The organism is Okibacterium sp. AC114 (assembly GCF_979253355.1).
Genome location: NZ_CEEDBR010000001.1, coordinates 601752 through 615284, shown reverse-complemented (window position 1 = coordinate 615284; position 13533 = coordinate 601752). Strand labels below are relative to the sequence as shown.

At 68.1% G+C, this 13533-nt stretch carries 11 protein-coding genes and 1 tRNA gene; 6 read left to right on the top strand and 6 right to left on the bottom strand.

The window, feature by feature from the left end; genetic code table 11:
- The first annotated feature begins 66 nt into the window (after window positions 1–66).
- Entirely contained in the window at window positions 67–1830 is a 1764-nt protein-coding gene (locus ACZ6IE_RS03025) for a glycoside hydrolase family 13 protein (protein WP_464606721.1), read from the top strand.
- Between the two features lie 98 nt (window positions 1831–1928).
- Complete coding sequence (gene rfbB, locus ACZ6IE_RS03020) at window positions 1929–2927, top strand: dTDP-glucose 4,6-dehydratase (protein WP_445997149.1); 999 nt, start codon at window positions 1929–1931, stop codon at window positions 2925–2927.
- An 81-nt stretch (window positions 2928–3008) separates the two neighbouring features.
- Here rfbB and ACZ6IE_RS03015 read toward each other — a convergent pair whose 3' ends face one another.
- Window positions 3009–3821, bottom strand: coding sequence for an inositol monophosphatase family protein (locus ACZ6IE_RS03015; RefSeq protein ID WP_464606720.1), 813 nt, complete (start codon window positions 3819–3821; stop codon window positions 3009–3011).
- Window positions 3822–4031: 210 nt separating this feature from the next.
- Here ACZ6IE_RS03015 and ACZ6IE_RS03010 point away from each other — a divergent pair, with 210 nt between their 5' ends.
- Complete coding sequence (locus tag ACZ6IE_RS03010; protein WP_464606719.1) at window positions 4032–4415, top strand: hypothetical protein; 384 nt, start codon at window positions 4032–4034, stop codon at window positions 4413–4415.
- Between the two features lie 129 nt (window positions 4416–4544).
- Here ACZ6IE_RS03010 and ACZ6IE_RS03005 read toward each other — a convergent pair.
- A tRNA-Tyr gene (locus ACZ6IE_RS03005) sits at window positions 4545–4629 on the bottom strand.
- A 129-nt stretch (window positions 4630–4758) separates the two neighbouring features.
- Here ACZ6IE_RS03005 and ACZ6IE_RS03000 point away from each other — a divergent pair.
- From ACZ6IE_RS03000 to ACZ6IE_RS02990, 3 genes are all read left to right on the top strand, one after another.
- Window positions 4759–5805, top strand: coding sequence for a LacI family DNA-binding transcriptional regulator (locus ACZ6IE_RS03000; RefSeq protein WP_464606718.1), 1047 nt, complete (start codon window positions 4759–4761; stop codon window positions 5803–5805).
- A gap of 47 nt (window positions 5806–5852) precedes the next feature.
- Window positions 5853–6341 (top strand): YajQ family cyclic di-GMP-binding protein, encoded by a 489-nt coding sequence (locus ACZ6IE_RS02995; RefSeq protein WP_077054057.1) that lies wholly within the window; start codon window positions 5853–5855, stop codon window positions 6339–6341.
- A 161-nt stretch (window positions 6342–6502) separates the two neighbouring features.
- Entirely contained in the window at window positions 6503–7924 is a 1422-nt protein-coding gene (locus ACZ6IE_RS02990; protein ID WP_464606717.1) for an ABC transporter permease, read from the top strand.
- Window positions 7925–7940: 16 nt separating this feature from the next.
- On the opposite strand, the gene ACZ6IE_RS02985 is transcribed toward ACZ6IE_RS02990, so the two are convergent.
- The 4 genes from ACZ6IE_RS02985 to ACZ6IE_RS02970 form a co-directional block, all read right to left on the bottom strand.
- On the bottom strand, window positions 7941–9521 hold the full coding sequence (locus ACZ6IE_RS02985) for an APC family permease (protein ID WP_464606716.1): 1581 nt from the start codon (window positions 9519–9521) through the stop codon (window positions 7941–7943).
- A gap of 4 nt (window positions 9522–9525) precedes the next feature.
- Window positions 9526–10401 (bottom strand): universal stress protein, encoded by an 876-nt coding sequence (locus ACZ6IE_RS02980; RefSeq protein WP_464606715.1) that lies wholly within the window; start codon window positions 10399–10401, stop codon window positions 9526–9528.
- A gap of 212 nt (window positions 10402–10613) precedes the next feature.
- Window positions 10614–11972 carry a flavin monoamine oxidase family protein gene (locus ACZ6IE_RS02975; RefSeq protein WP_464606714.1) on the bottom strand — a complete coding sequence of 453 codons (1359 nt, stop codon included), beginning with the start codon at window positions 11970–11972 and terminating at the stop codon, window positions 10614–10616.
- Window positions 11973–12059: 87 nt separating this feature from the next.
- On the bottom strand, window positions 12060–13511 hold the full coding sequence (locus tag ACZ6IE_RS02970) for a gamma-aminobutyraldehyde dehydrogenase (RefSeq protein WP_464606713.1): 1452 nt from the start codon (window positions 13509–13511) through the stop codon (window positions 12060–12062).
- Between the last annotated feature and the right edge of the window lie 22 nt (window positions 13512–13533).

Below are 13533 nucleotides of genomic sequence, written 5' to 3'. Positions count from 1 at the left end.
AAAGTTACGGAAGAGTTCTGAGGGCAAGCGTTTCCAGGAACACCGCGACTCCCGTAAAGTACCGCCATGACTATTACGAGCGACGCGACTCCCGAACTGCCCGGAGAAGGCTCCGTCACCGACATCGCCCCCGAACAGGTGCTCACCGCCACGGGTGACGAATGGTGGCGCAGCGCCGTCATCTACCAGATCTACCCGCGTTCCTTCGCCGACGCGAACGGCGACGGCATGGGCGACCTCCCCGGCATCACCTCGCGCCTCGACTCCCTCACCGACCTGGGCGTCGACGCCATCTGGCTGTCACCGTTCTTCACCTCGCCGCAGAAAGACGCCGGCTACGACGTGGCCGACTACTGCGACGTCGACCCGCTCTTCGGCACGCTGCATGACTTCGACCGGCTCGTGACCGAAGCGCACGCCCGCAGCATCCGCATCATCGTCGACCTTGTTCCGAACCACTCCTCGTCGGAGCACGAATGGTTCAAGCAGGCGCTCGCCGCTGCCCCCGGCTCGCCCGAACGCGGCCGCTACCTGTTCCGCGACGGCAAGGGCGCCGACGGCTCGGAGGCGCCCAACAACTGGGAGTCCGTGTTCGGCGGCCCCGCGTGGACGCGCGTCACCGAACCCGACGGCACGCCCGGCCAGTGGTACCTGCACCTGTTCGACCAGAGCCAGCCGGACTTCGACTGGACCAACGAAGAGGTGCGCGAGCGATTCCGCGGCATCCTGCGCTTCTGGCTCGACCGCGGCGCCGACGGATTCCGCGTCGATGTGGCCCACGGCATGATCAAAGAAGACGGCCTGCCCGACTACACGCCACCCGCCGAGGGTGGCAGCATGGGCGGCGCCGGCGGCATCGACCCCGAGACGGGCGAGCAGATCGAGCTGCCGAGCGCTCCCTACTGGGGCCAGGAGGGTGTGCACGAGATCTACCGCGACTGGCACAAGGTGCTCGACGAATACGAGGGCGAACGCGTGCTGTGCGCCGAGGCCTGGGTCGACCCGCTGTCCAAGATGGCCAAGTGGGTGCGCCCCGACGAGATGCAGCAGGCGTTCAACTTCCCCTACCTCGAGACCCCGTGGAACGCCTCGGCCCTGCGCGTCGTCATCGACGAGTCGCTGGCCGCATTCGGTGCCGTCGGAGCCCCGAGCACGTGGGTGCTGTCGAACCACGACGTCGTGCGGCACGCCTCGCGCCTGGCGCTGACCGCCGAGAACCCCCAGGGCGCCGGCATCGGCCCGAAGAGCCCCGGCAAGCCCGTGCGCGAGGTGGGGCTGCGACGTGCGCGTGCGGCATCCGCCCTCATGCTGGCGCTGCCGGGCGGCGCGTACATCTACCAGGGCGAAGAGCTCGGCCTGCCCGAGGTCATCGACCTGCCCGACGAGGCACGCCAAGACCCCACCTGGTTCCGCACCAACGGCGAGCGCTACGGGCGTGACGGATGCCGCGTGCCCATCCCGTGGCAGGCGGGAGCGCCCGCATACGGCTTCAACGAGACCGGTGCCTCGTGGCTGCCGCAGCCGGACGACTGGGACGACTACGCGCGCGACCGTCAGGAGGGCACGCCTGGATCGACCCTCGAGCTCTACCGCCTCGCGCTGCAGCTGCGCCGGGCCCACCACCTGGGACTCGGCGGCGTCACCTGGATCGACGGTTTCGGCGACGACGTCGTGGCCTTCGCGAACAGCGGCGTGACCGTGATCGCGAACGCCGGCGAGACGGCCGTCGAACTGCCCGCCGATCTGCTGGGCGCCGAGGTGCTGCTGGCCTCTGGTCCCATCGAGGGCGCCGTACTGCCCGCCGACACCACCGTCTGGCTCGCCCGCTAGCCGCGACCTCCGAATGCCCGGCCGCCGCCCTTCGGGGCGCTGGCCGGGCATTCGGCCGTTCAGGGACGCTCTCGCAAGCGCCCGCTACACTGGACGGCGTGTCTAGACTCCTCGTAACCGGCGGCGCCGGATTCATCGGTTCCAACTTCGTCCACTATGTGCTCGCCAACACCGACCACACGGTCACTGTGCTCGACAAGATGACCTACGCCGGCAACACGGCGTCGCTCGAGGGGCTGCCTGCAGACCGCTTCGAACTCGTCGTCGGCGACATCCAAGATGCCCCGCTCGTCGACCAGCTCGTCGAAGCATCCGACGCCGTCGTGCACTACGCGGCCGAGAGCCACAACGACAACTCGCTGAACGACCCGCGGCCGTTCCTCGACACCAACATCATCGGCACCTACACGTTGCTCGAGGCGGCGCGCAAGCACGACAAGCGCTTCCACCACATCTCGACCGACGAGGTCTACGGCGACCTCGAGCTCGACGACCCCAACCGCTTCACCGAGAAGACGCCCTACAACCCGTCGAGCCCCTACTCGTCGACCAAGGCCGGCAGCGACCTGCTCGTGCGCGCCTGGGTGCGCTCCTTCGGCGTGAAGGCCACCATCAGCAACTGCTCCAACAACTACGGGCCCTACCAGCACGTCGAGAAGTTCATCCCGCGCCAGATCACCAACGTGCTGCGCGGCGAGCGCCCCAAGCTCTACGGCTCGGGCGAGAACGTGCGCGACTGGATCCACGCCAACGACCACTCCTCGGCGGTGCTCACCATCCTCGACAAGGGCGAGATCGGCGAGACCTACCTCATCGGCGCCGACGGCGAGAAGAACAACAAAGAGGTCGTCGAGCTCATCCTCACCGAGCTGGGCCAGCCCGCCGACGCCTATGACCACGTGATCGACCGCCCGGGCCACGACCTGCGCTACGCCATCGACTCGTCGCGTCTGCGCACCGAGCTCGGCTGGCAGCCGCAGTTCTCCGACTTCGCGTCGGGCCTCGCCGACACCATCGCGTGGTACCGCGACAACGAGGCCTGGTGGGCTCCGCAGAAGGACGCCACCGAGGCGCGTTACAAGGCGCAGGGGCAGTAGAGCGCCAGCGCGCATCAACCGCGAAACGGCGGGCCGGGCATTCGTTGCCGGGCCCGCCGTTTCGGCGTTCGGGTGTCAGGTTCAGTCGAGCGTGAGCCCAGCTCGCTTCAGCGCGATCTCGAGCTCGACGAAGAGTTCGGGAGCCGCCGCGATAGTGAGGTCACGCCCATATCGCGCGCCGTCGAAGCCGGCAACGGTCGCGCCTGCCTCTTCCGCGATGAGAGCGCCGGCACCCAAGTCCCACGGGTTGAGCCCGCGCTCGTAGTAGGCGTCGATGCGTCCGGCCGCGACGTTGCACAGGTCGAGCGCCGCCGAACCGATGCGGCGGATGTCGCGCACCTCGGCGAGCAGGTTCTGCACGACGCCGGCCTGCACCACGCGGCGCTCGGCCGCATAGGAGAATCCCGTGCCGGTCAGCGCCAGGTTGAGCGGCACGTTGCGGTTGACGCTCAGCGTGCGCCCGTTCAGGGTCGCTCCCCCGCCGCGCGTGGCCACGAACGTCTCGTCGGCCGCCGGGTTCGCCACGACCCCCGCGATCGACTCCCAGGTGGCGGGGTCGGCATCCCCCTCGACCACGGCGATCGACACGGCATAGGCCGGGATGCCGTAGAGGTAGTTCACGGTGCCGTCGATCGGGTCGACCACCCACGTGATGCCCGATGCGCTCGACGCCTCGCCGGTCTCCTCGCCGAGGAAGCCGTCGTTCGGTCGCGCGTCGGCCAGGCGACCCTTGATGAGCTGCTCGACCTCGCGATCGGCGGCCGTCACGATGTCCTCGGGCGACGATTTGCTCGCCGCCACGCTGACCCCCTCGTGTCGGCGCTGGAAGGCGAGGGCGGATGCCTCGGCGGCGATGTCCTGGGCGAGGGCGACGAATTCGGCGGCAGCTGTCATGCCTCCACGCTATCGCGACACGCCTGTGCGGTGGATGCCGGAGGCGCCACTTTTCGGCGCACACCCCCGTGATCATCGCGTGCCGTTCTGCCTGCCCGCATCCACGCCGTTTCGGCCACCTGCCGACCTGTTACCGTGGTCCCGTCCCCGCCCCGCGCCGCCCGTTGGCGCGTCAGATCGCATGCACGCGAACACGCATAAGGGGATTCGATGGCTCTCGAACGCAAATACTCCGTCGAGCTGAAGGCCGAGGCGCTCGCCATGGTCGACGAGCTTCGGGAGCGCGACCCGGGCGATCGCTCCGTGGTGCGCACGACGGCCACGACGCTCGGGGTGGGCGAGCAGTCGCTGCGGTCGTGGCTGAAGACGCGCGAGAAACGGGAAGCTCAGCGGGCAGCGCGGGAGGCCGGGCGCGGGGGTGCGGCATCCGGGATCGCGGGGGCGGCCGGCGCTGCGGCCAGTGCTCGCCTCGATACCGACGGCTTGGGCACGGGCTATGCAGGCGCGTCAGAAGAGCTCGAACGCGAGCTGGCCTATCTCCGCGGCGAATGTGCGCGGCTGCGGGCCGCAATCAACGCGCTGATTTCGCCGTGACGCGAGCGGCATGCGAAGAACGGCTTCGCAAAAGCACAGCCGTGCGGGCAAAAGCACAGCCTGTGCGGGCAAAGGCACAGCCGTGTGGGCACAGGCACAGCCGGTGCGGGCGACAGCGTGGGGTGAATATGGTGGCGAGTGAGGGATTCGAACCCCCGAATGCTGAGCAGTCTGATTTACAGTCAGATCCCTTTGGCCGCTTGGGTAACTCGCCAGAGCGCGCTCGACCAAACTTGAACAGCCAACCGAAGGCGCTTGAAAATAGTAGCCTGAGATGGCCGTTCAGAGAAATCGAGGCCGGTCGATAAGCTGTGTTCACATCCGGAAGGTTCGAAGGGCGCTCATGGTCGGCATCGACGACGTTGCGAAGCATGCCGGCGTCTCGACCGCAACGGTCTCGCGGGCCCTCAGCGGCCGCGGCTACGTGTCCGACGCCACGCGTGCAAAAGTCAGCGCGTCGGCCGAACACCTCGACTACGTCGTCTCGTCGAATGCCTCGAGTCTGGCGTCCGGTCGCACGCGCAACGTGGGCATCGTGGTGCCGTTCCTGTCGGAGTGGTACTTCTCCTCGGTCGTCGAGGGTGCCGAGACGGCTCTGCTCCGCCGGGGCTACGACCTCACCCTCTACAACCTGACGGGCGGCGGCGACGATCGCCGCAGCGTTTTCGAGCACTTCCTCCTGCGCCGACGCGTCGACGCGGTCATCGCGGTCAGCCTCGAGCTGAGCGACGACGAGGTGTCGAGCCTGCACTCGCTCGGCAAACCACTCGTGTCGGTCGGCGGCGTGCTGCCCGGTGTGCCCAGCCTCACGGTCGTCGACAGCGCCATGACGAGCCTGTCCACCGAGCACCTCCTGTCGCTCGGGCACACGCGCATCGCGCATATCGGCGCCGACAGCGCGTTCGACCGCGACTTCAAGGTGCCCACCTACCGCCGCAAGGGCTACGAACAGGCGCTGCGGGATGCCGGCATCACCCCCGATCCGGCCCTGTTCCGCGCGGCCGACTTCACCATGAAGGGCGGTTTCCGCGCGGCGAAGCAGCTGCTCGGGCAACCGCGGGATCGGCCGACCGCGATCGTGGCGGCATCCGACGAAATGGCCATCGGCAGCATCCTGGCCGCGCGCGACCTGGGCCTCAACGTGCCGGGCGATGTGAGCGTGTCGGGCGTGGACGACCACCAGCTGGCCGACTTCTTCGGGTTGACCACCGTGGCGCAGTTTCCGAAACGCCAGGGCGAACGGGCCGTCGAGCTGCTCATGGAGCACCTCGAACCCGAGCCGGGGGCTGCCCAGCCGGCTCCCGACCTCTCGAGCGCCGAACGCGTGCCCGTGCCGTTCGAGCTGGTCGTGCGCTCGTCGACGGCCGCCCCGAAGCCTTCCACGGCGTAGTCGATCCCGGCTGTGGTGCGCCACCATCCCTTCGCTAGGATGGGGGGATGGCAGATTCCTCTTTTGACGTGGTCAGCAAGGTCGACAAGATGGAGGCCGACAACGCCCTCCACCAGGCGCACAAAGAGATCGAGCAGCGCTACGACTTCAAGGGCACGGGTGCGTCGATCGCCCCGAGCGGCGAGAAGATCCTCATGAAGGCCAACAGCGAAGAGCGCGTCAAGGCCGTGCTCGACGTCTACCAGTCCAAGCTCATCAAGCGCGGCATCTCGCTCAAGAGCCTCGACGCGGGCGAGCCCTACGCGAGCGGCAAAGAGTTCCGCATCGAGGCGTCGTTGAAAGACGGCATCACGCAGGAGAACGCCAAGAAGATCAACAAGCTCATCCGCGACGAGGCTCCCAAGGGCGTCAAGTCGCAGATTCAGGGCGACGAGCTGCGCGTGCAGTCGAAGAGCCGCGACGACCTGCAAGACACGATCGCCATGTTGAAGTCGAGCGATCTCGACATCGACCTGCAGTTCGTCAACTTCCGCTAGGCCGGTTCCGCGACGGCAGTTGCGCGACAGCGGTCCCGCGAGATCGGCTGCCGTTGCGTGTCTTTCGAGATGTCGATGTGCGCCGCGCGTGGTCCTCGGGGCCGATGCGAGCGGCACTGACGGCCGACGACGAGCGGATGCGGCATCCCTAGCGTTGAGCTGTGAATAAAGTTCGCTCTCTCGTCTTCGCCCTGCGTCAGCCCGGCCGCCTCGTCAGCCTCACGGTGGTGACGCTCAGCGCTTGCTACGCCGTGCTGTTGCTCACCCTCACCACGGCGGCCGCCAATGGCGTGCTGGCCAGCGTGTTCGGCGACAACCCCTCGGTCATCGTCGTCCTCGCCATTCTGGCGTTCGCGTTCCTCGTGATCTCGGTCGTCGTCTCGACGGTCGTCATCTCGAACACCTACAGCATCGTGACGGCGAGCCGAGTGCGGGACATCGCCCTGCGACGCCTGCTCGGCTCGGAGGCGCGCACCGAACGTCGTCGCATCGCCGCCGACGGCCTCGGCACGGGCGTTACGGGAGCCGTGCTCGGCGGCCTGCTCGGTATCGCCATCAGCGTGGCCGCCATCCGTTTCGCCGCCGACAACCACGAGCTGCTGCTCGACCCGGATGCCGCCGGCAACTCGCTCACGCCGCTCATCGCCGTGCCACTCGCCCTCATCGTGCTGTGCACCTGGTGGGCGGCCTGGCGCGGGTCACGCGGGGTCATCGACGTGCAGCCCATCCAGGCGCTCGGCGTGGCCGCGATCGGCGGCGCGGACGAATCCGAGGCACGCTCGCGCACCCCGCTGGCCGGGCTCATCACGCTCGCACTCGGCGTCGTGCTGCTCCTCGGTGCCGCCGCGCTCGGCGTCATCACCCCGCTCGCCTCGCTCCTGGGCCTCGTGGCGGGCACCGTGACCGTCATCGGGTTCATCGGCTCGGCATCCTGGACCATCCCGCTCGTGCTGCGGCTCGTAAACCTGCTGCTGCCCCGCACGTTCGGAGCCAGGAGGGCGGCCGAGAGCCTGCAACGCCATCCGCTCCGCACCTCGCGCGCGGCCCTCGGCGTGACCATCAGCGTGGCCGTCGTGACCATGTTCGTCGTCGCCTCGGCCTCGTTCGAGGCCACCCTCACGCGCGCCTACGCGGGTTCGGAGTCCGAGGGCGACGCGTACTCGATCATCGGCATGGTGCTCGTGGTCGTGCTCGCCCTCATCAGCTTCACGGTCGTCATCGCGGCCATCGGCCTGGCCAACGCCGTGAGCCTCAGCACGCGCCTGCGGTCACGCGAGATCGCGCTCATGCGCGTGCTCGGGCAGACACGCGCCGGTGTCGCGGGGTCGATCGTGTCCGAGAGCGCGCGACTCAGCATCGCCGCCACCGTGACGGGGCTCGTCATGGGCTTCGCCTTCGGATGGATCGGAACGCAATCGCTTCTCGGCTCGATCCGTGACATCGGCCTCGTCATCCCCGTCGTACCACCGCTCTTCCTCGTCGGTGCCGTGGCGGCCGGGCTCGCGCTGACCGTGGTGGCCAGTGTCTCACCCACGCGCGACGTGTTGAAGGATGCTCCGATCGAGGCGTTCAGCCGGGCATAGGGCAGCGGCGAGGCGACTAGGCGGCGGTTGCGGCATCCACCTCTTCCTCGGTGCCATCCGATGCCCCTCGGCGCAGGCTCTCGCCGCGGAAGAAGCCCGGATTGCGCACGGCCTGCACGATCATGATGATCACGCCGAGCCCCAGCACGGTCATGCCGAGGATGAAGACCAGACCGACGCCAGCGATGTTCGAGCCGGAGCCATACTCGGGGTCCATGCTGTCGACCACGGTCGTGAAAAACAGCACGGTCAGGATGAGGCCGCCGATGAGCGGGAACAGCAGCTGGAAAAACACATTGTGCGCCGACTTGAACAGCTGCTTGCGGAAGTACCACACGCTTGCGAACGCCGTGATGCCGTAGTAGAAGCAGATCATCATGCCGAGGGCCGTGATGGTGTCCCACAAGACATCCTCACTGATGAAACGCATGACGGCGTAGAAGGCCGAGGCCGCGATCGCCGAAACGATGGTGGCGAAACCCGGCGTGAAGAACCGCGGGCTCACCTGCGCGAAGCGTGCGGGCAGGGCGCCGTAGTGGCCCATGGCGAGCAGTGTGCGGGCGGGCGACACGAACGTCGACTGCAGAGACGCGGCCGAGGACGAGAGCACGGCGATCGAGACGAGCACGGCGAACGGCCCGAGGATGGGGCCCGCCAGCGCGAAGAACACGTTGCCCTGGATCTCTTCGTTGCCGAGGCCGTACTCCCCCGTGCCGACGCCCGCGAAACCGATCGACGTGACCGAGACGAACAGGTAGAGGATCACGATGATGATGACCGTGAGCGTTGCGGCGCGACCGGGCGTCGAGCGCGAACCCTTGGTTTCTTCGGACATGGTGAGTGTGACATCCCAGCCCCAGAAGATGAAGATCGATAGGGAGAGACCTGCGGCGAAGGCACCGAAGGAGGCGACCTCGAACGGGTTGAACCACTCCCAGCTGACGGGGGTCAGATCGAAGGCGCTGCCCGACGACATGTGCACGATGGCCGCCACACCGAAGAGCAGCAGCACGAAGAGCTGGAAGCCCACGAGCACGTACTGCAGCTTCTGCGTGGTCTGCATGTCGCGATAGGAGATGATCGTCGCACCCGCCATGAACGCGAGACACGTCACGACGTTGATGACCGGGTTGAGCGTCAGATCGGCGATCGACGGGTTGCTGAAGATCTGCGACAGCATGAGATAGAAGAAGTCCACGGCGATTCCGGCCAGGTTGGACAACACGAGGATGGTGGCGGCGATGAGGCCCCAGCCCGCCATCCAGCCGATCCAGGGGCCGAAGGCACGCGTCGCCCAGGTGAACGAGGTGCCCGAGTCGGGCATGGCGCGGTTGAGTTCGCGATAGCCGAAGGCCACCAACAGCATGGGGATGAAGCCCACGATGATGATGGCGGGCACCTGCACCCCGACCTCCGACACCGTGGGGCCGAGAGCCGCCGTCAGCGTGTAGGCAGGCGCGATGCACGAGATGCCGATGACGATGGCGCCGATGAGGCCCACCGAACCGGCGCTCAGGCCCTTCTTGGAGATGCCGCCCGACGAGGCGGTCGAGGATGCTTCGGCAGACGCCTGGGCGCCCGATTTGTGCGTGGTCACAATGTCACTCTCCGAGAGTGAGGACGGAGTCGCGGGGAACGACGACCATCGGAACGGGAAGCTCGCGCAGGATTTTCGCTGCGGTCGAGCCGAGGAAGAGGTGTTGCGGGCGCGCGAGCCGGCTCGAGCCGACGAACACGATCTCGGCGGGGTCCCAATCGATCGACTGGACGGCGTCTTCGATGCGGTCGCCCGTGGCGATGACGGCCTCGGGCACGAGGTCGTCCGGCAGATACGTGCGGGCCTGTTCGACCACGGCCGTCGCGTGTTCGCGCGCCCGATCGACGGCGGCCCGGTCGGCCGATCCGCCCGGCTGGTCGATGGCGACGAGCGAGAGCAGGCGGAGGGGCGAGTCGCCGCGGCGCGCGAAGAGCAGGGCCCCGTCGAGCAGGGCGTCGGCGCCGGCGCGGGTGCCGACGGCGCACGTGATGCGGCTGAGCGGCGCGGTGCCCACGCGGCGGGCACCCTCGGGCGCGAGCGCGACGGGCACCTTGGCGCTGTGCAGCAGGTCGCTGGCCACGGTGCCGAGCGCGAACCGGCCGAGCAGGCCCCCGCGCGCGGCCCCGATGACGATCATCGAGGCGAGCAGGTCGCGCGAGGCTCCGAGCAGACCCTCCGAGAAGGAGTCGGCGTAGACGATGTGCGAGTCGTGCTCGATATCGTCGGGCAGGGATGCTTCGGCCTCGGCCAGCCATCCCGCGGCCGTGTCCTGCAGAAAGCGTTCGTAACCCGGGTCGGTGGGTGTCAGCGTGGGCTTCGACTCGCTGCCCAGAACGATGACGAGGTGCAGGCTGCCCCCGTAGGACCGGGCGAGGCGGATGCCCAGGGCGAGCGCATCCCTGCCGGTCGGTGTATCGGTGTAACCAATGACGTAACGCAAACGATCCTCGGCTTTCGGGTCGGCGAGCGGGTCGGATACCGGCGGCGTTGCCGGGCGTCTGATGGTGCGGGTGTCTGGCTGGGACTAGTGAAGCAGAGTCACGGGATTGGTGACGTTAATTCTGTATTTCGGCTCGGTTCCCGCGGGATGCTGCGGGTAGGGCCGAGCAGCGTGCGCGCCGGGTGGGGCGCGCACGCTGTGCGGAGCGACGGTCAGAGGCCGCGCGCCCCGAGGATCTCGTCGGCGGTGTCGCGACCGCGGCGGATGGCGCCATCCACGTGCTGGTAGCCCTCGGCGGCGATATCGCTGCACGACCAGTGGATCGGCCCGACGGGTTCGAGCTGGTAGGCGCCGTAACGGTGCAGGCCACCCATGTCGTAGCTCGCGGCATACGCACCGCGCGTCCACTCCTCGACGGCCCAGTCGCTCTCAAAATAGACGACGGGATTCAGCGTCTCGGGCCCGTAGTAGTGAGAAAGCGACGTGAGGATCTCTTTCTGACGATCCTCGGGGCTCAGCGTGAAGAGGCGATCGGCCTTCACATCCGAGACGAAGGCCACGAGGGTTCCTCGCGGGTCGTCGTAGTTCGAGTTGTCGTAGGCCTCGTGGGCGATCTCGTAGGGGCTGAAGGCCGTGCCCGACAGGCCGGCCTCGCGCCAGAAGGGTGTCTCATAGACGGCGTGCACCTTGATGACGAGGCCGAGCGACAGGTGCTGGTGCATTTGCTGCTGCACACGGGGCAGCGGCGGCTGGAAGTCGATGCGCGAATAGAGGTTCGGGGGAACGGCCACGATGACGTGTTTCGCCGAGACTGTCATGCCGTCGGCCGTGACCGTGGCTCCGGCATCCGTGTAGTCGATGCGGCGGACCGGCTGGCCGAGGAACACGTCGTCGCCCAGACGGCGGGCGAGCTCGATGGGAACCCGCTGCAGGCCGCCGACGACGCGCTTGTCGAGGATGAAGTCGGCGTCGACGAGGTTGCTGAAGCTGCCGGCCGACGCCGCCATGAGGAACGCCTGCAGCGCCGAGAAGGCGTAGGACGGTTTGGTGAGCATGGCCTCGGCGATGAAGAGCGCGATGTTGTCGCGGGCCTCGACATCGTCGGTCTGCTGCTCGAGCCACTCGGCCCAGGTCACCTGGTCCCATTCGGCCGCACGCGGGTGCTCCCACGGGCGGTGCGGGCCCACCTCGGCGACGATGCCGTCGATGAGCGTGATGAGGCGCTCCATCTCGGCCTCGGTCTCGGCCGACACCGGGAACATCTCGCCCGTGAAGTGCGTGAGCTCGCCACTCGGGCCGATGTAGACGCTGTCGCCCTCGCGGTAGCGCGAGTAGGTCTCGAGGCCGAGCTCCTCGACCGTCTCGATGAGCGCGTGCTGGTCGGGAGAGACCCACTGCCCGCCGATCTCGAGCAGGGCGCCGTCGATCTCGCGGGTCCAGAGCCGGCCGCCGACGCGGTCGCGCGCCTCGAGGACGGCGACGCTGAGCCCCGCGTCCCGCAGCTTGTTTGCGGCGGTCAGACCGGATGCTCCGGCGCCGACGATCACGACATCGCGTTCGAGGTGGGTCATGGATTGTCTCGATTCTGGGGGCGGCGGGGCCGCGGTTCGGGTTCGGGTGGTGTGTTCAGGAGCAGAGAGCGCGATCGAACGGATGCGTCACACGTCGTCGATGGCCGACATGACGTGCTTGATCCGCGTGTAATCCTCGAGACCGTAGGAGGACAGGTCCTTGCCGTAGCCCGACATCTTGAAGCCGCCGTGCGGCATTTCGGGCGTCAGCAGAATGTGGGTGTTGATCCACACGGCGCCGAAGTCGAGGTCGCGCGACACCCGCATGGCCGTTCCGTGGTCCGTCGTCCAGACGCTCGAGGCGAGGGCGTAGCGCACGTCGTTGGCCTTCTCGACGGCCTCGGCCTCATCGGCGAACGATTGCACCGTGAGCACGGGGCCGAAGGTTTCCTCCTGCACGCACTCGTCGTCCTGGTTGACGCCCGTGATGACGGTCGGCGCGAAGAAGTAGCCGCGGTCGCCCACGCGCGTGCCGCCCGTCGCGATGGTCGCGTGGGCGGGCAGCCCCTCGATGACGCTCGCGACCTTGTCGAAGTGCGTCTTATTGTTCAGGGGCCCGTAGAGGGCGTCGGGGTCTTCGGCATCCCCGGTCTTCGAGGCTTCGGCCGCGGCGACGAGGGCTTCGACGAAGGCGTCGTGGATGCTCTCGTGCACGAGCACGCGCGTCACGGCCGTGCAGTCTTGGCCGGCGTTGAAGTACGCGGCTCCGGCGATCGCCTCGGCGGTGGCTTCGACATCCACGTCACCAAAGACCACCGCGGGCGCCTTGCCGCCGAGTTCGAGGTGCACGCGGTGCAGTTGCGGGGCGGCAGAGGCGGCGACGGCCATGCCGGCGCGCACCGAACCCGTGATGGCTACGAGCTGGGGCGTGGGGTGCTCGGTCATGGCCTGGCCCGTCGAGGCGTCGCCGAGCACGAAGTTGAGCACACCGTCGGGCAGGATGCCGTGGCTCAGGCGCGCGAGCACGAGGGTCGACTCCGGCGTCGTGTCGGAGGGCTTCAGCACGACCGTGTTGCCGGCGGCGAGCGCGGGCGCGATCTTCCAGATGAGCATCATGAACGGGTAGTTCCAGGGCGTGACCTGGGCCACGACGCCGAGGGGTTCGCGCCGCACAAACGAGGTGTGACCGGCCAGGTATTCGCCCGCCGATTTGCCCTCGAGGGTGCGCGCGGCGCCCGCGAAGAAGCGCAGGTGGTCGGCGCCCGTGATGACCTCTTCGACCTTGATGGCCTCGCGCGGCTGACCCGTGTTGCGGAACTGCGCTTCGACGATCTCGTCGGCGTTCTGCTCGATGGCGTCGGCGAGCGCGAGCAGGGCGCTCTGGCGCTCCCCCGGCGTCGTGCGGCGCCAGGTGCGGAAGGCGGCGTGCGCTGTCTGGAACGCGGCATCCACATCGTCGGCCGTCGAGACGGGATATCGCGCCACGATCTCCTCGGTCGCGGGGTTCACGACGTCGATGATCGTGTCACCGGTGGGGTCGACGAATCGGCCGCCGATGTAGTTCTGCAGCATGTCCCGGGTGGTGGTCGTGTCGGCCATCGGGGTTCCTTCCGTGCGGTCG